The organism is Promicromonospora sp. AC04, assembly GCF_003058225.1.
In the GTDB taxonomy this organism is placed as follows: Bacteria; Actinomycetota; Actinomycetes; order Actinomycetales; family Cellulomonadaceae; genus Promicromonospora.
Genome location: NZ_QBUG01000002.1, coordinates 706,489 through 725,896 on the forward strand (window position 1 = coordinate 706,489; position 19,408 = coordinate 725,896).

General features: G+C 71.8%; 17 protein-coding genes. 7 read left to right on the forward strand and 10 right to left on the reverse strand.

What is annotated here, in order from left to right; all coding sequences use genetic code 11:
• Positions 1-175: 175 nt before the first annotated feature.
• From C8K30_RS08665 to C8K30_RS08680, 4 genes are all read right to left on the reverse strand, one after another.
• On the reverse strand, positions 176-1,177 hold the full coding sequence (locus tag C8K30_RS08665; RefSeq protein WP_108492453.1) for a LacI family DNA-binding transcriptional regulator: 1,002 nt from the start codon (positions 1,175-1,177) through the stop codon (positions 176-178).
• A gap of 46 nt (positions 1,178-1,223) precedes the next feature.
• On the reverse strand, positions 1,224-1,991 hold the full coding sequence (gene proC / locus C8K30_RS08670; protein WP_233257070.1) for a pyrroline-5-carboxylate reductase: 768 nt from the start codon (positions 1,989-1,991) through the stop codon (positions 1,224-1,226).
• 91 nt (positions 1,992-2,082) lie between these two features.
• Positions 2,083-2,736 carry a hypothetical protein gene (locus C8K30_RS08675; RefSeq protein WP_146197393.1) on the reverse strand — a complete coding sequence of 218 codons (654 nt, stop codon included), beginning with the start codon at positions 2,734-2,736 and terminating at the stop codon, positions 2,083-2,085.
• A 150-nt stretch (positions 2,737-2,886) separates the two neighbouring features.
• Entirely contained in the window at positions 2,887-3,837 is a 951-nt protein-coding gene (locus C8K30_RS08680) for a phosphatase PAP2 family protein (RefSeq protein WP_158280965.1), read from the reverse strand.
• Positions 3,838-3,955: 118 nt separating this feature from the next.
• Between C8K30_RS08680 and radA the strand changes: the two genes are divergently transcribed.
• Together radA and disA are read left to right on the forward strand one after the other, a co-directional pair.
• Positions 3,956-5,389 carry a DNA repair protein RadA gene (gene radA / locus C8K30_RS08685; protein ID WP_108492596.1) on the forward strand — a complete coding sequence of 478 codons (1,434 nt, stop codon included), beginning with the start codon at positions 3,956-3,958 and terminating at the stop codon, positions 5,387-5,389.
• 53 nt (positions 5,390-5,442) lie between these two features.
• The gene (disA, locus tag C8K30_RS08690; protein ID WP_108492457.1) at positions 5,443-6,525 is read left to right on the forward strand and encodes a DNA integrity scanning diadenylate cyclase DisA; all 1,083 of its coding nucleotides are present in this window, start codon (positions 5,443-5,445) and stop codon (positions 6,523-6,525) included.
• 133 nt (positions 6,526-6,658) lie between these two features.
• On the opposite strand, the gene C8K30_RS08695 is transcribed toward disA, so the two are convergent.
• Positions 6,659-7,324 (reverse strand): hypothetical protein, encoded by a 666-nt coding sequence (locus C8K30_RS08695; RefSeq protein ID WP_146197394.1) that lies wholly within the window; start codon positions 7,322-7,324, stop codon positions 6,659-6,661.
• Between the two features lie 379 nt (positions 7,325-7,703).
• On the opposite strand from C8K30_RS08695, the gene C8K30_RS08700 reads away from it, so the two are divergent.
• Positions 7,704-8,600 (forward strand): A/G-specific adenine glycosylase, encoded by an 897-nt coding sequence (locus tag C8K30_RS08700; protein WP_304590805.1) that lies wholly within the window; start codon positions 7,704-7,706, stop codon positions 8,598-8,600.
• Here C8K30_RS08700 and C8K30_RS08705 read toward each other — a convergent pair whose 3' ends face one another.
• Positions 8,601-9,134: an amino-acid N-acetyltransferase gene (locus C8K30_RS08705; protein WP_233257058.1), complete on the reverse strand. Its 534-nt coding sequence runs from the start codon at positions 9,132-9,134 to the stop codon at positions 8,601-8,603.
• Between the two features lie 215 nt (positions 9,135-9,349).
• Here C8K30_RS08705 and C8K30_RS08710 point away from each other — a divergent pair, with 215 nt between their 5' ends.
• The 3 genes from C8K30_RS08710 to glpK all read left to right on the forward strand — a co-directional run bounded on the left by C8K30_RS08710 (position 9,350) and on the right by glpK (position 13,509).
• Positions 9,350-11,095 carry a glycerol-3-phosphate dehydrogenase/oxidase gene (locus C8K30_RS08710; RefSeq protein ID WP_108492459.1) on the forward strand — a complete coding sequence of 582 codons (1,746 nt, stop codon included), beginning with the start codon at positions 9,350-9,352 and terminating at the stop codon, positions 11,093-11,095.
• Positions 11,096-11,197: 102 nt separating this feature from the next.
• Positions 11,198-11,929: an MIP/aquaporin family protein gene (locus C8K30_RS08715; protein WP_108492460.1), complete on the forward strand. Its 732-nt coding sequence runs from the start codon at positions 11,198-11,200 to the stop codon at positions 11,927-11,929.
• A gap of 65 nt (positions 11,930-11,994) precedes the next feature.
• Positions 11,995-13,509 (forward strand): glycerol kinase GlpK, encoded by a 1,515-nt coding sequence (gene glpK, locus C8K30_RS08720; RefSeq protein WP_108492461.1) that lies wholly within the window; start codon positions 11,995-11,997, stop codon positions 13,507-13,509.
• A gap of 93 nt (positions 13,510-13,602) precedes the next feature.
• On the opposite strand, the gene C8K30_RS08725 is transcribed toward glpK, so the two are convergent.
• Positions 13,603-14,184: an SUKH-4 family immunity protein gene (locus tag C8K30_RS08725; protein ID WP_158280966.1), complete on the reverse strand. Its 582-nt coding sequence runs from the start codon at positions 14,182-14,184 to the stop codon at positions 13,603-13,605.
• 116 nt (positions 14,185-14,300) lie between these two features.
• On the opposite strand from C8K30_RS08725, the gene C8K30_RS08730 reads away from it, so the two are divergent.
• On the forward strand, positions 14,301-15,599 hold the full coding sequence (locus C8K30_RS08730) for an alpha/beta fold hydrolase (RefSeq protein ID WP_108492463.1): 1,299 nt from the start codon (positions 14,301-14,303) through the stop codon (positions 15,597-15,599).
• A 15-nt stretch (positions 15,600-15,614) separates the two neighbouring features.
• Here the strand turns inward: C8K30_RS08730 and C8K30_RS08735 are convergent, their stop codons facing one another.
• The 3 genes from C8K30_RS08735 to C8K30_RS08745 all read right to left on the reverse strand — a co-directional run bounded on the left by C8K30_RS08735 (position 15,615) and on the right by C8K30_RS08745 (position 19,328).
• Entirely contained in the window at positions 15,615-17,000 is a 1,386-nt protein-coding gene (locus C8K30_RS08735) for a phospholipase (RefSeq protein WP_108492464.1), read from the reverse strand.
• Positions 17,001-17,064: 64 nt separating this feature from the next.
• Positions 17,065-17,724 (reverse strand): hypothetical protein, encoded by a 660-nt coding sequence (locus C8K30_RS08740; protein WP_108492465.1) that lies wholly within the window; start codon positions 17,722-17,724, stop codon positions 17,065-17,067.
• A gap of 116 nt (positions 17,725-17,840) precedes the next feature.
• On the reverse strand, positions 17,841-19,328 hold the full coding sequence (locus tag C8K30_RS08745; protein ID WP_108492599.1) for an XRE family transcriptional regulator: 1,488 nt from the start codon (positions 19,326-19,328) through the stop codon (positions 17,841-17,843).
• Positions 19,329-19,408: the final 80 nt, after the last annotated feature.

Consider the following 19,408-nt stretch of genomic DNA (forward strand, 5'->3'; position numbering starts at 1 on the left):
ACGACGACGTCCGGACTCACCTGGACGTCAAGGTCCTGGAACATGCCGGACAACGTTGCCCGGCGACAGAATGTGAACGTGAACATCCTCGTTGCGCGGTGACTCTGCCACTGCATTGCGGACGTGTCAACGCTCCTTGACCGTACTGTGACGGTCGGTGACGCGACTGTGACGGTCAGTGACGCGGCGCCGCCGCACTCCTGCGTACCACGAGCTCCGGCGCGATCAGCTCGGCGGCCGGTTTGCCGCCGTCGACCGCCGCGAGCAGCAGGGCCACGCTCCGCCTGCCCAGATCGACGAAGGGCTGACGAACAGTGGTCAGCGGGGGGATGAAGTGGCCGGAACCGTCGACGTCGTCGAAGCCGACCACTGACACGTCGTCGGGCACCGACACGCCGCACTCCCAGAAGGCGCGCAGCAGGCCGAGGGCGAGCTGGTCGTTGGCGGCGAAGACCGCCGTCGGGCCGCCGCCGGCCTTGACCCGCTGGGCGAGGTCGAGACCCACCATGTAGCCTCCGTCGGCGGTCCAGCCCGCGACCACCGGCTCGGCGACGGGAAGGCCGTGCTCGGTGAGCACCGCGCGCCAGGCCTCCTCGCGCTCGACGGCGTCCAGCCAGTCCGGCGGCCCCGCGACGTGCAGGATCCGCCTGTGCCCCAGCTCGATCAGGTGCTCGACGGCGAGCCGCGCCCCCGCCCGCTGGTCCACGGCGAGCGGGATGGTCGGCACGTCGGGCTGGAGCTCGCGCGCCGCGATGAGGACCACGGGAACGGGGGCCCGGAACGACTCCACGGCGTCGGCCACGTCGGTGTGCGGCGCGATGACCACGATGCCCTCGACGGCCTGGTCCAAGAAGTGCTCCAGGGCCTTGTGCATGGTGGCGGCGTCGTACTGCCGCAGCGTCGCGACGCTGACGTACCAGCCCTGCTCGCGCGCCGCCTCCTCGACGGCGATCAGCGTGCTCGACGGACCGAACAGCGGCGACCCGGTGGTCACCACGCCGACGGTGGTCGACCGGGCCGTGACCAGGGCACGCGCAGCGCTGTTGCGGCGGTAGCCGAGCTCGGCGATCGCCTCCAGCACCTTCTCCCGCGTCGCCGGGCGCACGCTCGGGTGACCGTTCAGCACGCGCGAGACGGTCTGGTGGGACACGCCGGCGAGAGCGGCGACGTCAGCCATGGCCGGCGGCCGCGCCGTTGCGGGTCGAGAGATGGTCACGAAGGAATCATCCACCCAGCGCGCGGGCGCGGTCACGCGCGGCGGTCGCGGCGGTAAGGAACGAGGCGCGGACACCGCCGTCGTCCAGCGCCCGCAGGGCGGCCGCCGTGGTACCGCCGGGCGAGGTGACCTTCTCGCGCAGGATGACTGGATGCTCCCCCGACTCGTCCATGAGGCGGGACGCGCCGAGCAGGGTCTGGGTCGCGAGGCGGCGCGCGACGTCGCGCGTCAGGCCGAGCAGGACGCCCGCCTCGGCGAGTGCGTCGGCGACGTAGAAGATGTAGGCGGGGCCGGAGCCGGAGATCGCACTCACCGCATCGAGGTCCTTCTCCGCGGCGCGCACCACCGCGCCCGTGCCGGCGAGCAGGTGCTCGACCGCCTCGAGGTGCGCCTCCGTGGCGGCCGCGCCTGGCGCGATCGCCGTGATGCCCGCCCCGATCGCGGCGGGTGTGTTGGGCACGGTCCGCACGACGGCGGTGCCGGCGGGCAGCCGCTCCTCGTAGTACGCGGTGGGGTGGCCGGCCGCGACGGTGACCACCACGGCGGCGGGGTCGACCGCGGGCGCGATCTCGTCGAGCAGCGCGCCGACATCCTTCGGCTTCACCCCCACGAGGACGAGGCCCGCGCCCTGGACCGCTGCCACGTTGTCGCTGGTCGTGGCCACCTGGTAGGTCTCACGCAGATGCTGGGCCTTGGCCTCGGTCCGCACGGTGGCCACGACGTCCGACGCCGCCCACCCCGCGGAGAGCGCGCCGGCGAGCACCGCCTCGCCCATGTTTCCGGCCCCGAGCACTGCAAGTCGCTGGTTCACGGCGCCATTGTCCCCCGGGTCGCCGCACCCGCCGATCGAGCCCGTCGAGGACCCGTCACAGGGGGAACGCCGCGTAGAAGTCCTCCATGACGTCGGCCGGACCGGTCGCCTGCATCACGGCGGTCCCGTTCTGCCAGACCACGACGGCCTTCCCGCCGTCGGCCGGCACTACCGCGTACTGCCCGACGACCTTCTTGCCTACCTTCACGTCGCCTTCGCGGTCCACTTCGCCCGCGGCCGCGGTCCAGGCCGCGGCAGCCTCGGCCGCCTCGTCCGACGTCGCCCACTGGCCGGCCACGAGCGCCACCTCACCGGTGTCGCCGTCGGCGTACTCCGCGTTCCACGCCTCCAGCGCGCCCTGACCCTTCGGCTCCTTGGCCTCGGCGAGCGAGCCCAGCGCGAACTGCAGCACCGTCGACGGCAGCGCCTTCTGGAAGGCGGTCTCGTCGCCGCTGCGATCCATCGCCTTGACCGTGGGCGTCGGCACCGGGGCCGTGACGGTCACCGTGGGGACGGGCTGCGGCGTCGCCTCGGCGCGCCAGAAACCCGGCCACACGAAGCCGCCCACGAGGATCAGGGCGAGCACGATGACGAGCGCCCCCACCGCCACCACGAGCCGACGACGGCGGTACACGGCTGGCGAAGCCTTCCTCGCGGCGACCGATGCTGTTGCGCCGGTGCGCGGTGAGTTCACGCGCTGGTCGGTCATGTCCTGGCTCCCCCGTGCTCCGTCCACCGGATACATCACGGTGGCTCAGCCGAAACCCTATGTCGCGCCACTGACAATGGCGCGTAGGCACGCCCGGCGGGGGTCGCGTTGCGCGGCGGGCACAACGGAGCGCGTGCCCGAACGAGGGCGCTATGCCACCCCCGGCCGCGCCGTCGCCTGGCGCAGGGGCAGCAGCACCGCGAACGCCGCCGCCGAGATCGCGCAGGCGGCAAGCAGGCCCCCGGCATAGGCGGTGAGGCCGCCGTCCCACGGCAGGCCCGCCCAGGCGCGGCCCTCCGTCGCGGCGGCGGCCAGTACGGACAGCGCGGCCGCCGGCACCGCGATGACGCCGAGGAGCGCGGCGACCATGCCGGTCGCGGCGCCGGAGCGGGCGGGCGAGTCGTCGTCGGGCCGGTCTGCCCACCTCGCCGGTGTCAGGGCGCACACCACCGCCGCCCAGGCCACGACGACGAGGACGGCCGCGACGACGTCGGACGGGCGATGCCAGCGGTCGGCCACCGTCGCGAGGCCCATGGCGCACGTCGCGACAGCTCCCGCGAGCGCGGTCGGGGGCCGCCACCTGCGCGGGGCGACGAACAGGAGCGCCGCCCAGGCCGCGGCCAGCACCGTGACGTGGCCGCTCGGCAGCGTGTTGATGTCGCGGTTCCAGTCCCCGACGAGGCCCGTACGGAAGAACACCCCGTCCTTGATCACCTGCGTGGTCAGGTTCGAGCCGATGATCACGACGGCGGCCATGCCGGTGGCGCCCCACCTCCGGCGCACCAGCCCGAGCCCGCACACCACGAGCAGCCCCACCACGAGCCACGGCGGCGAGCCGAGCAGCAGCACCGGCTCGACCACGCGGTTGACGACGTCCTGGAACCGGTCGGCCGTCTCGAAGACGCGCTCCTCGACGCGCTGCCCGGGCCAGGTGGTCACCATCGCCCACCAGACGAGCCAGGTCCCGGTCGCCGCTGCCAGTGCGACCACGAGCGCGGCCGTACGCGCCACGGAACGGCTCGTGGCGCGTGCGGGTGTCTTGGGATCCGGGCCGGTGCGCGATCCCTCGTGGTGCGCCAGGCGCCCGTCTGAGGCCAGCATGTAGGCAAAGTACCTGCCCTGGGACGCCTGTCGCGGCCACCTCTGCTGCGCGGCACGGATGATCATCGAGCGCGCTCCACCCGGGCCGGTGTCAGTGGTGGCACGTACGGTGGCGCTCGTGACCTCATCGACCTCCAAGCGGGCCCGGCCCGCGTACCGCTGCGCCGAGTGCGGCTGGACCACCGTCAAGTGGGTCGGCCGCTGCGGGGAGTGCCAGGCTTGGGGCACCGTGTCCGAGGACGGGCCTGCCCAGTCCGGCCCGCGCACGGCCACCGTGTCCCCCGCGCGCGAGCCCGCCCGGCCCATCGCGGACATCGACGTGGAGTCCGCGCGCGCGAACCCGACCGGCGTCAGCGAGTTCGACCGGGTGCTCGGCGGCGGGCTGGTGCCCGGAGCGGTGATCCTGCTCGCGGGCGAGCCGGGTGTGGGTAAGTCGACCCTGCTGCTCGCGGTGGCGAGCAACGTGGCCGACGGCGCCCTGGGGCCCGACGGGTTCGAGTCGCCCCGCACCGTGCTGTACGTGACCGGCGAGGAGTCCGCCGCCCAGGTCCGGCTGCGGGCCGAGCGGATCGGGGCGCTCTCTCCGACGCTGCTGCTCGCCGCGGAGACCGACCTGGGGACGGTCCTCGGCCACCTGGAGGCGAACCAGCCGGACATGCTCGTCGTGGACTCGGTGCAGACCGTCTCGTCCGCTCAGGTCGACGGCGCCCCGGGCGGTGTCTCGCAGGTCCGGGAGGTCGCCGCGGCGCTGATCGCCGTGGCCAAGGAGCGGCAGATCCCCACGATCCTCGTGGGGCACGTGACCAAGGACGGCTCGGTCGCCGGTCCCCGCACGCTCGAGCACCTGGTGGACGTGGTCTGCCAGTTCGAGGGCGACCGGCATTCCCGCCTGCGCATGATCCGCGCGGTGAAGAACCGGTACGGCCCGACGGACGAGGTGGGCTGCTTCGACCTGTCGGAGAGCGGGATCGTCGGGCTGCCCGACCCGTCCGGCCTGTTCCTGTCGCACGCCGGATCGGGAGTGGCCGGGTCGTGCATCACCGTCACTCTGGAGGGACGGCGCCCGCTTGCCGTCGAGGTGCAGGGCCTCGTGGCGCCGAGCCCGCTGAACAACCCGCGCCGCGCGACGAGCGGCGTCGACTCCAGCCGACTTGCGATGATCCTCGCCGTGCTGCAGCGGCACGGCGGGCTGCGGCTCGCCGACCAGGACGTCTACGCCTCGACGGTGGGCGGCGCCCGGATCACCGAACCGGCGTCGGACCTCGCGGCCGCACTCGCCCTCGTGTCCGCCCGCACGGGCAGGCCGCTGCCCGGCGCCACCGTCGCCGTCGGCGAGGTGGGCCTGGCCGGGGACCTGCGCCCGGTCGCCGGACTGGATCGCCGCCTGGGCGAGGCCGCCCGCCTGGGGTTCGCGCACGCCGTCGTGCCGCACGGGACCGGGGTCAAAGCGCCCGACGGGCTCCAGCTTGTCGAGGCGGCCCACATCCGCGATGCCGTGGAGTGGGCACAGTCCCAGGGCCGTGGATCTGACATCGAGATGGACGGCCGGTGACCGGTTCGTGAAACGAACTGCTTGTGACCCGGCGCACAGCGTAGGATTTCTTCGTGGCCACGACCTCCTCGCACACTGACGAGCTGCTCCGTGAGACCCTGGCCGCCGTCGCGCCTGGGACCGAACTCCGCGACGGACTCGAACGCATCCTGCGCGGACGCACCGGCGCGCTCATCGTGCTCGGCCTCGATCCGACGGTCGAGCAGATCTGCTCCGGCGGTTTCTCCCTCGACGTCGACTTCTCGGCCACCCGCCTGCGCGAGCTGTCAAAGATGGACGGCGCCGTGGTGCTCGACCGGCACGCCACCCGCATCCGCAAGGCCGCCGTGCAGCTGCTGCCCGACCCGACCATAGAGACCACCGAGTCCGGCACGCGCCACCGCACGGCCGAGCGCGTCGCCAAGCAGACCGGGTTCCCCGTCATCTCGGTGAGCCAGTCCATGCGGATCGTCGCCCTCTACGTCGGCGGGCAGCGGCACGTGCTGGAGGACTCGGACACGATCCTCGGCCGCGCCAACCAGGCGCTCGCGACGCTCGAGCGCTACCGCGCCCGCCTCGACGAGGTGTCCGGCACGCTGTCGGCGCTGGAGATCGAGGACCTGGTCACGGTGCGCGACGTGTGCTCGGTGGTGCAGCGGCTCGAGATGGTGGGCCGCATCTCCGACGAGATCGCGGGCTACGTGATCGAGCTCGGCGTCGACGGCCGCCTGCTGGCGCTCCAGCTCGACGAGCTGATCGGCGACGTCGGCTCCGACCGCGAGTTCGTGATCCGCGACTACGTGCTGGGCCGCAAGGAACGTACGCTCCCCGAGGTGCAGGCCGAGCTGTCCGCGCTCACGTCACAGCAGCTGCTCGACATGAGCCAGATCGGCCGGATCCTCGACCTGCCCGGCGGCGGGGACGCGCTCGACGCCGCCGTCGCGCCGCACGGCTACCGGCTCCTGTCCAAGGTGCCGCGCCTGCCGAACACGACGATCGAGCTGCTCGTGGGGCACTTCAGCAGCCTGCAGAAGCTTCTCGCCGCGAGCGTCGACGACCTCATGTCGGTCGAGGGCGTCGGTGAACAGCGGGCCCGGACGATCCGTGAGGGTCTCTCCCGGCTGGCGGAGTCGAGCATCCTCGAGCGGTACGTCTGACCGCAGGCTCGGACGTCGATCGGCGGAGCCCGACCCTCCCGTCGGCCGGGTCACACGCTCGGATCACTCGGGTGACCTGGGTGTTGAGCCTCAGGACATCGGAGCTCGGATGACCTGAGCCGCTGAACCCGCGTCAGGACTCGTCGCTCGCGCCGTCCGACGCGCTCGGGTCGGCCGACGCGCTCCCGGACGGGCTGGCAGCCGCGCTCCCCGAGGACGACGGCGACGGCGACCCGGTCGGCTCCGGCACCGTGTACGTCATCCGCACGACGTCGCTGGACACCCCGTCGACGCCCGCGAGCGTGACGTGCGCCGTGTACTCGCCGGCGGCAGGCTTGGGCTGGCCCGGTTCGCAGCCGGGCGCGGACCGGGAGTCGGACCACCTGACGTTCGTGACGTCGACGTCGCCGGGCCCGAGGAGCAGCAGCCGCTCCTCGTCCGGGTCGGCACAGTCCGCGGACGACCAGGCCCGCTCCGCCGTCGGCTCGCCGACCTCGCCCTGGTACACGGTCACGGCGAGGCTGTGCCTGGGGCCGTCGACCAGGCACTGCACCTGGCTCGTGTTCCGCACCGACACCGTGAACCGGACCGGCACGCCGGGTGTGATCGTCAGGCGGTCCGCCGCGAGCCCGACGTCGAGATCCTCGGATGCGCACGGCGCCGCGGCGGCGTTCGGGTCCACCGGCTCGGGTGGGTCGATCTTGTCCGACACGATCGGCGTGTCTGCCTCCGGCCACGTCACCGCGACCCCGATGCCGCCCAGTGCCAGCACGACCAGCACCGCTATCGCGCGTCCCACCCGACGACGCCGGCCGACGGGCGGCCGCCCCGCTTCCCTACCCGAAGGCCGCCCGACCTGCTCCGGCGCACTGACCACCTGCTCGACCCCTCCACTGAAATCCGCGGCCTGGACCTGCCGCAATTCCTACGGCCTGACGTGCGGTGACACCCCGCGACACCAAAGTACGACGCAACGCACGAGCCCGGCCGCAGCCGCGCCGCCCAGTCGGTCACGTGTCCTACTTCACCGCCGCTCAGCCGCCGAACGACCCCACCGCTCGGCCACCAAGCGATCCCTTGACCATGCATCTGCATCTATCTGCCGCCGGAACCAACCCCGGCCCGCCAGCAGCCAGATGGTCAGCCCGAACCAGGCCGGTGCGGCAGGATGAGTCCCCGTGACAGTACGGGAGGCGACGCGACGCACCGAGGTGCGCTCCGGCGTCGTGCAGTGGTTCGACGGCGCAGCGCGCGACCTGCCCTGGCGCGCACCGGACCGCACCGCGTGGGGCGTGCTCGTCAGCGAGGTCATGCTGCAGCAGACCCCCGTGGTGCGGGTCGAGCCCGCCTGGCGCGCGTGGCTGGAGCAGTGGCCCACCCCCGCCGACCTGGCGGTGGCCCCGACCGCCGACGTGTTGCGCGCCTGGGGCCGCCTCGGCTACCCGCGCCGCGCGCTGCGGCTGCAGGAATGCGCCCGGGCAGTCGTCGAACGGCACGACGGCGTCGTGCCGAGCACCGAGCCCGAGCTGCGCGACCTGCCCGGCATCGGTGAGTACACGGCCGCCGCGGTGCTGGCGTTCGCCTACGGGAAGCGGTCCGTCGTGGTCGACACCAACGTGCGCCGGGTGCTGGCGCGGGCGGTGGGCGGTTCCGCGCTGCCCGCGCCGTCGTACACGGCCGCGGAACGCGCGCTGGCGACGGCGCTCGCCCCGGACGGCGACGCCGAGGCCGCCCGCTGGGCCGCGGCCTCGATGGAGCTGGGCGCGCTGGTCTGCACGGCGAAGGCGCCGAAGTGCGGCGCCTGCCCGGTCGCCGGGCTGTGCGCGTGGCGCAGGGCGGGCTCGCCCCCGGACGCCCACGCCGCCCGACGCCGCACGCAAGCCTGGGCCGGTACCGACCGGCAGGCGCGCGGGCGCGTCATGGCGGAGCTGCGGCAGGCCGCCGAGCCGGTGGACCGGGCCCTGCTCGCGAGCCTGTGGCACGACCCGCAGCAGCTCGACCGCGCCATCGCCGGCCTGGTCGAGGACGGCCTGGCCGAGCAGGACGAAGCAAGCCGCCTCCACCTGCCGAAGTAGTCAGAGCTCCAGGAGCATCCGCGAGTTGCCCAGGGTGTTGGGCTTCACGCGGGCCAGGTCGAGAAACTCGGCCACGCCCTCGTCGTAGGAGCGCAGGAGCTCGGTGTACACCTCGGGCGTCACGGGCGTGCCGTCGATCTCGCGGAACCCGTGCGCCGCGAAGAAGCCGACCTCGAAGGTCAGGCAGAACACGCGGCGCAGCCCCAGCGCACGCGCCCGCTCGACCAGCGCAGCAAGCAGCGCGTGCCCCACCTTGCGGCCGCGCCAGTCGCGGTGCACGGCCAGCGTGCGTACCTCGGCGAGGTCGTCCCACATCACATGGAGCGCCCCGCAGCCGATGGCGGGGTCCCCGGCCGCTCCGGCGGGATCAGTCGCGACCAGGAACTCCTGGACCGCCTCGTAGTACCCGACCATCTCGTACGGCCGGAGGATGCGCTCCTGGCTGAGCGGCTCGACGAGGTCGCGGATCGTGCGCACGTCGGCGGGGAGGGCGGGTCGGATCACGGGCGCGGCCGGCGCGTCGGGTGTCGTCACGGCGATCACCCTACGGCCGGGCGCCGACGCCGCGCCCGCCGCGCCCGCCAGGCGAACGGCTGGGCCGGCCAGGGGCCGACCCGACGCGCGAATCGAGCCGCAGACCAGACGAATCGAATGGCAAACCGGAAAGTGAGCGAGAGAACATCCCAACACACCCTCACGAAGAGGGCAAAGGTCTTGCCAAGTCACGGAATGCGTGGTGAGTTTGGCGCATGGCCTCAACACGCCTGACCGCAGAAGCGAGGACCCAGGCGCTGGCTGCGCTCGAAGCCAGTGTCAGCCCCTCCGCAGAGCTCGACGTACTGGTGATCGGAGGCGGCGTCACCGGCGCCGGTATCGCCCTGGACGCGGTCACGCGCGGGTTGTCGACAGCCGTAGTCGAGGCACAGGACTGGGCGCAGGGCACCTCCAGCCGGAGCAGCAAGCTGGTCCACGGCGGCCTGCGCTATCTACAGATGCTCGACTTCGAGCTGGTGCACGAGGCCCTCACCGAGCGCGACCTCCTCCTACGGGACCTGGCCCCCCACCTGGTGCGGCCGGTCCCGTTCCTGTATCCGCTGGAGCACCGCGTCTGGGAGCGCGCCTACGTGGGTGCGGGCATCCTGATGTACGACGTCCTCGCGACGCTCACGCCCGGCCGACGCCCCATGCCGTTCCACCGCCACCTGAGCAGGAACCAGATGGAGGCCAAGTTCCCGGACCTGGCGCACGACGCCGCCGTCGGCGCCGTCCAGTACTGGGACGCGTCGGTCGACGACGCCCGCCTGGTCGCGACCCTGGTCCGCACCGCCGCGAGCTACGGCGCGCACGCCGCGAGCCGCACCCAGGTGGTCGACCTGACGCAGGGGGCGACCGGCGCCGTGAACGGCGCCGTCGTCGTGGACCTGGAGACCGGCAAGGAGATCACCGTCCGCGCCCGGTCGGTCATCAACGCGACCGGCGTCTGGACCGAGGATACCGAGTCGCTGGCGGGCTCCGAGGGCGGGCTGCGGGTCCTCGCCAGCAAGGGCGTGCACCTCGTCGTGCCGCGTGAGCGCATCCGCGGCCACGCCGGGCTGATCCTGCAGACGGAGAAGTCCGTGCTGTTCGTCATCCCGTGGAGCCGGTACTGGATCATCGGCACCACGGACACGCCGTGGAACCTGGACCCGACGCACCCGGTCGCCACGAGCGCCGACATCGACTACGTGCTGGACCATGCCAACGCCGTCCTGGCGCACCCGCTGACCAGGGAAGACATCATCGGCACCTACGCGGGCCTGCGCCCGCTGCTCCAGCCGGGCACCAAGGCCGGCACGAGCAGCGCGAAGGTCAGCCGCGAGCACACCGTCGCCTCGCCGACGCCAGGCCTCACCGTGATCGCGGGCGGCAAGTTCACGACGTACCGGATCATGGCCAAGGACGCCGTCGACTTCGCGATCGGCCAGCGCGCCACGGCTCTCCAGTCGATCACGCACCAGATCCCGCTCACGGGCGCCGTCGGGCTGCGGGCCGTCCAGCGGCAGGCGCGCACGTGGGGCAAGCGGTTCGGGTGGTCGCCCCCGCTGCTGGACCACCTGCTGCACCGGTACGGCGCGAACCTCGCCGAGATCGTCGAGCTGTGCGACGCCGACCCGTCGCTCGCCAAGCCGCTCGAGCACGCTCCCGCCTATCTGCGCGCCGAGGTGCACTACGCGGTGAGCCATGAGGGCGCCCTCCACCTGGAGGACGTGCTCGCGCACCGCACGCGGCTGGTCTACGAGGTCGCCGACCGCGGCACGAAAGCTGCCGAGGAGGTCGCGGCCGTCGTCGGCCCGCTGCTCGGCTGGGACGCGTCGGACGCGGAACGCGAGGTCCGGGCATGGCTGTCGCGGATCGACGCGGAACGCCACGCCGAGGAAGCGCCCGACGACGAGGCCGCCGAGCGGGCTCGCCTGACCACACAGGACGTAGCGGCTATGCAGCCGCTCCGAAACTAGACGAAGGACACCAACTACTAGACAGCCGACGGGCTACCCCAGAGGAGCCGCCGGGTTTACCTCCGTACGCCGACAGAGTGGTCGGCAGAAAGCGAGTCAGCGATGAACGCATTCACGGACATCATGGTGCCGGAGTTCCTCGGCACGATGATCCTGATCCTGGCCGGTGCCGGCGTTGTGGCCAACGCTATCCTCCCCAAGAACAAGGGGTTCAACGGCGGCTGGCTGATGATCAACTTCGGGTGGGGTCTGGCGGTCTTCGCCGGTGTGTTCGTGTCCTTGAAGTCCGGCGCGCACATCAACCCGGCCGTGACGCTCGGCATCCTCGCCAGCGGGGCCGAGGAGTTCGCTCCGGGCGTCGCCGCCAACTTCGGCAACATGCTCGTGTACTGGGTGGCCCAGCTGATCGGCGCCTTCGTGGGCGCCATCCTCGCGTACCTGACGTACAAGCAGCACTTCGACGAGGAAGCCGAACCGGGGATCAAGCTCGCCGTCTTCTCCACCGGCCCGGCGATCCGCTCGTACTGGTGGAACTTCGTCACCGAGGTCATCGGCACGTTCATGCTGGTCTTCGTCATCCTGTCGTTCGGGAACTGGCCGGGCGACATGGGGCCGCTGGCCGCCGCGCTCCTCGTGACCGGTATCGGCGCGAGCCTCGGTGGTCCTACGGGATACGCCATCAACCCGGCTCGTGACTTCGGCCCGCGCATCGCGCACTTCGTCCTGCCCATCCCGGGCAAGGGCTCCAGCGACTGGGCTTACTCGTGGGTCCCGGTGGTGGGACCGCTGGTGGGTGGCGCGCTCGGCGGCCTGCTCGCCGCGGGCGTCGCCTGACCCGAAGCGGAGCCGCAGGCTCAGGCGACAAACAAGCAGTGTGACAGACAAGGGAGTCAATACCGATGGCTGACTACGTACTCGCGATCGACCAGGGCACTACGAGCACCAGGGCGATCGTCTTCAACCACGCCGGGACCATCGTGTCCTCCGGCCAGATCGAGCACGACCAGGTCTTCCCGAGGGCGGGATGGGTCGAGCACCGGCCGGAACAGATCTGGGACAACACCCGCGAGGTCGTGGGCCTCGCGCTGACCAGGGCGAACATCAACTACAGCGATCTCGCCGCCGTCGGCATCACCAACCAGCGTGAGACCACGGTGGTGTGGGACAAGACGACCGGCAAGCCGGTCTACAACGCGATCGTCTGGCAGGACACCCGCACGCAGGCGATAGTCGACGAGCTCGGCGGGTCCGAGGGCGCGGACAAGTACAAGGCGATAGTGGGTCTGCCGCTCGCCACCTACTTCTCCGGCCCCAAGGTCAAGTGGATCCTCGACAACGTCGAGGGCGCGCGCGCGGCCGCCGACCGCGGCGACCTGCTGTTCGGCAACACCGACGCGTGGGTCCTGTGGAACATGACCGGCGGGGTCGACGGCGGCGTGCACGTCACCGACGTCACCAACGCGTCCCGCACCATGCTCATGGACCTCGACACGCTGTCCTGGCGCGAGGACATCGCCGCGGACATGACCATCCCGCTGTCGATGCTCCCCGAGATCCGCTCCTCCTCGGAGGTGTACGGGGAAGGGCGCACCAAGGGCATGGTGCCCGGCGTGCCTATCGCGGGCATCCTCGGCGACCAGCAGGCGGCGACGTTCGGGCAGGCGTGCTTCGAGGTGGGTACCGCGAAGAACACGTACGGCACCGGCAACTTCATGCTGCTCAACACCGGCACGGAGAAGGTGCCGTCCGAGAACGGCCTGCTCACCACGGTCTGCTACAAGATCGGCGACGCCGACGCCATCTACGCGCTCGAGGGCTCCATCGCCGTCACGGGGTCACTGGTCCAATGGCTCCGCGACAACCTGGGCATGTTCACCGACTCGCCCGACGTCGAATGGCTCGCCCGCAAGGTCGAGGACAACGGCGGCGCGTACTTCGTGCCGGCCTTCTCCGGCCTGTTCGCGCCGTACTGGCGGCCCGACGCGCGGGGTGCGCTCGTGGGCCTGACCCGGTTCGTCAACCGGAACCACATAGCGCGGGCCGCGCTGGAGGCTACGGCGTTCCAGACCCGCGAGGTCATGGACGCCATGCGGGCCGACTCCGGCGTGGAGCTCACCGAGCTCAAGGTCGACGGCGGCATGGTCGCCAACGAGCTGCTCATGCAGTTCCAGGCCGACCAGCTCGGGGTTCCCGTCGTCCGGCCCGTGGTCGCGGAGACCACGGCGCTCGGCGCGGCGTACGCCGCGGGTATCGCCGTCGGCTTCTGGAAGGGCGAGTCCGACGTCACCGCCAACTGGGCCGAGGACCGGCGGTGGACGCCCGATGTGGAGGAGAGCGAGCGGGACCGGCTGTACCGGAGCTGGAAGAAGGCCGTGACGAAGACGTTCGACTGGGTCGACTCGGACGTCTCCTAGGTCTTACCTCCGTGGCTCGCCCTGCCAACCCTGACGAGGTTGGCAGGGCGAGTCATGGCGCGAGCCTTCTCCAACCAGGCATACCGGGCGAGCTCAGGCCAGCTGCTGCTCTTGCTCCGCACGTGCCCGCTCCGCGCCCGACTGCTCCGTGAGGGTCGACAGCAACCGCGACCACCAGGTGTCGGGCTTGCGAAACGCGAACGTGTCACGCTCCTGGAGAAGACGGGAGAGCTCCTCCGCGGCCAGCGCCTGTTCGTCGGCGCTCCTGCCGTCGGTGTGACAGAAGGCCCCGATGCGATGAACGAAGTCGACAAAGTCGCTGAACGTGCCGTTGACGACCTCGATGGCGGGACCGGCGTCGTCCAACGAGCACACCACGACCACGCTGTTCTTCACGTCGAGGAAGTAGCGCATCGTCTGATCCTGTCCTGGCGCCCCCAGGAATAGTGCCGCGCTGGTGCTGCCGTCCGGGGAGTCGAGCATCTGAACTCTGAACAGGCCGGGCTCGCCGTCGAGCTCCGTGGTGAACGCCACTCCGGCATCACTGGGCAGCCCGACGTGGGACAGCAGCAGCGCGTCGAGCTCCGAGCACCCGAGACCCACGGCGTCGTCGAAGTCGAGAGCAATGATGTTCTCCTCGCCGAAGATGTCGGAGAGGTCGTCGCGTGTAAGCATGCGGGTCGGTTCCTTTACGAGGAGTTTCCTGGAGGGCCGGACGCGCATACCACCACAATTTGTACCAGCGATCAATGCCCGCGCGAGCCGCGGGGCCTGACCGATAGCGTGGCCCCGTGCCCATCAGCTACACCCTTCCCGGCGTCCACGTCACCGACCACTCCATCGACGTCCCGCTCGACTGGTCCCAGCCCGACGGCTCGCCCACGATCTCGGTGTTCGCCCGCGAGCTCGTGGACCCCACGCGCCGCACCGAGGACCTGCCGCTCCTCGTGTTCCTGCAGGGCGGCCCCGGCGGCAAGGGCCCGCGGCCCACCGGCCCGGACGGCTGGGTCGGCTCGGCCCTGAGCCGGTTCCGCGTGGTGCTGCTGGACCAGCGCGGCACCGGGCGGTCCAGCGCCGTCCGGGCGGCCACGCTCACCGCCCTCGGCACCCCGGAGCAGCAGGCCGAGTACCTCACGCACTTCCGCGCCGACAACATCGTGCACGACGCCGAGCACGTCCGGAAGACGCTCTTCGACGGCCGGCGCTGGACGTCGCTGGGGCAGTCCTACGGCGGCTTCATCACGATGACCTACCTGTCGTTCGCCTCAGAGGGCCTGAACGCGAGCATCGTGACCGGCGGCCTGCCGGGTCTCACGGCGTCGGCCCGGGAGGTCTACGAGCGCACCCAGCCGCGCGTGGTGGCCAGGAACGAGCAGTTCCGAGCGCGCTACCCGCACGTTACGAAAGCCCTCGGGCGCATCGCCGACCGCCTCACGACGGGCGACGTGACGGAGCCCGGCGGCGACACGCTGACCACCCGACGGTTCCAGATGCTCGGCAACGACTTCGGCATGAAGCCCGGCTTCGAGCGCGTGCACTGGATCATCGACGAGGCGTTCGACTCCCCGCACGGCGGTCCCCTCAGCGACACGTTCCGCGCCACTGTCGCGGCCGAGACGTCGTTCGCGACCAACCCGCTGTACGCGCTCCTGCACGAGTCGATCTACGCCCAGTCCCACACCGGCCCGACGGCGTGGGCGGCCCAGTCGGTGCGCGACGCCGACCCGGCGTTCAGCGAGAAGGCCCGACCCCTGCTGATGACCGGCGAGATGATCTACCCCTGGATGTTCTCCGAGATCAGCGCGCTGCGGCCGTTCGAGGCCGCGGCGAACACGCTCGCGGAGCGGCAGGACTGGGGCGACCTGTACGACCTGCACCGTCTCGCGGACAACGAGGTTCCGGTGGAGGCAGCCGTCTACTTCGACGACATGTTCGTCGACTCGTCCCTCTCCTTGGAGACGGCCGCGCACGTGGGCAACGTCGCGCCGTGGGTGACCAACGAGTTCGAGCACGACGGCCTGCGCCTCGGCGACGTCCTGCCCAGGCTCCTGGACCGCCTGGACGCCCGAGGCGGCCCCCTCCGCGACTGACTCGTGAACGGCGGGTCAGTACGTGTACGTGTTCAGCGTCGTCAACGCCGCGGCAGGGTTGCCGATGTCGTAGCGGTCGACCGCCACGAAAGTCGGCTTCTTGCGGGCGGCCGGCTGGCAGAACCGCTGGGCGCGGTTGAGCAGCCGCTCGTTGTCGGTCCGGGCCGTCGCCTCGATCGGGGTGTCCCGGAAGTGGTTCATCACGAACAGCGGCCGGAAACCGCTCCCGGTCTGCGTCAGCGGGATGTTCGTGCCGGCGTCGTACCAACGGCTGTAGCAGGACCAGTCCGACTCGCCGACGCCGGAGCCCATGGACCAGTAGTTCTCCACGGTCCACTCACGCTGGTACAGCACGCCGAAGCTCTCCCGGGTCAGGCCGGCGGCCTCGTCGTCGGACCGGCTGTGGTCGCTGAAGATCAGCAGGCGGTCGTTGTCCGCGATCAGCCGGGCCATCGTGGGCCACCCGTTCTCGCGGACGCCGGTCCGGTCGGGGCGGTAGAGCACGTCCGACAGCCCCGCGACGCGGTCGAGCTCGCTCCGCAGCACGCCCGGTTCCACGTAGTCCTCGAGGAACACGGTGACGAACTGGTCGGGGTGGGCGTCCAGGAAGTCGACCATCCGCTGGAGGTCGACCCACAGGGCGACCGGGCTGCTCACCAGCGTGCAGCTGTTGTGGCAGAGGATCGCGCCGTCGCCGGTCTGGTGGATGTCCAGCTGGAAGCCGCGCACGCCGTCGGCGAGCTGCTGCTCGATGCCGCGGACCTGGTTGGGCACGAGGTTGACGAACGGCGGTGCGAAGCCGCCGTCCACCCCGTTCGCGTAGGCGTTGTGCGCGGTGAGGAACGACATCTGGTCGAGGGTGCGCTCGTCGGCGGGCGGCATCGGGTCGGTCACCGGACCGACCGGGGTGAGGTACCACTCGGCGAGCGCCCCTCTGCCGCCGACCACGAGCTGCGCCGGGTAGTTCGCGCCGCCCGGCTTGGCACCGACGGTGAGGTAGCTCTCGGCGCCTGGCGCCTTGAGGCCGTACCGGTCGCCACCGACGTCGACGACCTCCCAGGCGGCGTCCGACCCCGCGCAACCGACGGTCCGGGCCTGGCCGCCGGAGCGGCCCAGGCAGCTGCCCGCCGCGTCGACGCTCTCCAGGACGTAGGCGGACCCGACGGCCCGGAGGGTCCACTGCTGGCGGTCCTCGTTGCCCTTCGGCCGGTGCTGCTCGACGGCGCCCGCGGCGTCGGACGCGTTGAGCCCGGTGGTCGCGCTCTGCAGGTAGTAGACCCCGCCGGGCGGGGCCGCCTCGGCGGCCTGCGCCGGGGCCACGAGCACCTGCGCCGGCGGCGCGACGACGGCGGTGACTGCCAGGGCCGCGACGACGGCGAGCAGAGCTCGGGAGGTTCTCATCGGGTGGGACCCTTCCTCGGGACTGCGATCCGAAGACCGGCCGGGCAGACGCCGACCGGGTGAATCACACCAGGCGGGAACGCCCGCTGTCATCAGTGATTCCCCCAACGCCGCGCAGCGTCGGGAGCGACGCGACCAGGTATCCGTCCACCTCGACGACGTCGCCGGCGGCGAGCGGCGGTTCTTCGGCCGGGAAGCAGAGGGTTACCTGGAAGCCGTCGGTCTGCACGCGCGCGGCGATGAAGGCCTGGCCGGTGCGGGAGACGGCGCGCTGCTCGACCGCCAGCACGACGCCGGTCAGGTGCGCGACGGCGTCGGTCGACGCGGCGTACGCGCCGGTCGGCTCGAAGACCAGGCCGGACACGGCGCCGTCGGCCCGCCCGATCACCTGGACGGAGTTGCCGAGCACGACTATCGATACCGGGCCCGTGATCGGGTGCTCCGCGGCACCGAGCAGGGCTAGCTCCTCGAGCTGGCAGGCGATCTCGGTGATGACCTCGTCGTGCTGGTTCACGAGCTCGGCGAGCACGAGCCCGCCGTCGACCGCCTGCGGCTCGGACATGATGGCGCCGGGCGCCGCGTAGAAGGTGGGCGTGACCACCCGCACGAGGTCGCCCTCGGTGGTGATGATCAGGCGGGCGCCGGACGCGTCGGTCCAGATGTGCACACCGACCTCGCCGTCCTTGGCGATCGTCTCTGCCTCGGAGCGAGCAGAGGCCACCATGTCGCGAAAGTCGCTACGTCGCCAGACGTCCAGTCCGATGCAAGCCAGGTTCGATGCCACGGTTGCCTACGCTAACCCGGCAGCGCGCGGAGGACCCGCCAGAAACTACATGCCCGTCATTCGGGCGAGTGCTTGTCCAGGAACGAGTACACCTCGGCGTCGTCGACACCAGGGAACGCGCCGCGCGGCAGGGCCGCCAGGATCTGCTGGTGCATACGCCCTGACGGCCAGGCCTCGCCGGACCACCGCTCGGTGAGCTCCGGCGCCGGCCGCTGGCAGCAGGCCGGGTCCGGGCAGGTGGAGACGCGCCGCACCTGCGTGTCCCGCCCACGGAACCACTTGGCGTGCGCGTACGGCACGCCAACCGTGATGGAGAAGGCGCCCGACCCGCCGTCGGGCCCGCCGGCGGGCGACATCGATCCCGTCTGGGTGGAGCACCAGAACGTCCCGGCAGGGGTGTCGGTGTACTGGTAGAACTCGGTGGCCCGGTCGCGCCGCTCGAACGCCTCCCGTGCCGCCCACCGCCGGCAGATCAGCTGCCCCTCGATGGCGCCCGTGACGTCCTGCGGGAACGGCAGGCCGTCGTTCGCGTAGCCGCGGAACAGGGCGCCGTCGGGCCCCACCCGCAGGAAGTGCAGCGGGATGCCGAGGTGGTGCGTCGCGAGGTTGGTGAGCCGCATCGCGGCGGCCTCGTGCGTGACGCCGAAGGCGTCGCGGAAGTCCTCGACCGCGAGGTCGCGCTCCCGCTTGCGCGCCTCCAGGAACGGCACGGCCACGAACTGCGGCGCGAGGCACGCAGAGGCGAAGTAGGTGATCTCCACGCGCTGGCGCAGGAACTCGCCGTAGGAGCGGGGCCGGTCGTGCTCCAGCACCCGGTGCGCGAGCGCCTGCAGCGCGAGCGACCGGAGGCCGTGGCCGCCCGGGGTCGACGCCGGAGGCAGGTAGATGCGTCCGTTGCGCAGGTCGGTCACGGACCGCGCGGACCGCGGCAGGTCGTCGACGTGCAGCAGCGTGAAGCCCATCTGCTCCGCCATCCGCGCCACCGTGCGGTGCGTCAGCGCACCGCCGGTGTATCCGGCGGCCTTGACCAGCTGTTCCGCGACGGCCTCGAACTGCGGGTAGTGGTTGTTGCGGGCCTCCCGCTCCAGGCGCAGGTCGGTATTGGCCCGCCGCGCCTCCTCGGGTGTGGCGATCGCCATCTGCTCGCGCCGGGCCAGCTCGTCGTGCAGACCCACGAGCTGCTCCAGCACGGGCATCGGCAGCTTCTGGCTGGGCTTGACGGCGGGCACGCCGAGCGTGGTGAACAGCGGCCCGCGCTGCGCCCGGTCGAGCGCGATCTCCAGGGCCGCGCGGCGCGACGGCGGCTCCGCGCTGAGCAGCTCGCTCATCGGCACGCCGAGCGCCTCCGCGATCGACCGGAGGAGTCCCAGCCGAGGTTCGCGCCGCCCGTTCTCCACGAGCGACAGCAGGCTCGGGGCCGAGCCCACCTTCTCGCCGAGCGCGTCCAGCGTGAGCCCCTGCGCGGTGCGCAGGTGCCGGATCCGGCGCCCCAGCGTGATGAGGTCTGTCTCCGTGCCCGACGTCGCCTCGCTTGGGTTCGGCACGTCGCCCTCCGTCCAGTCGTGTCCGGTCGCGTCCAGTCGTGTGACGCCCGTCACCCGAGATGCACCCGGGACAGGCCAAC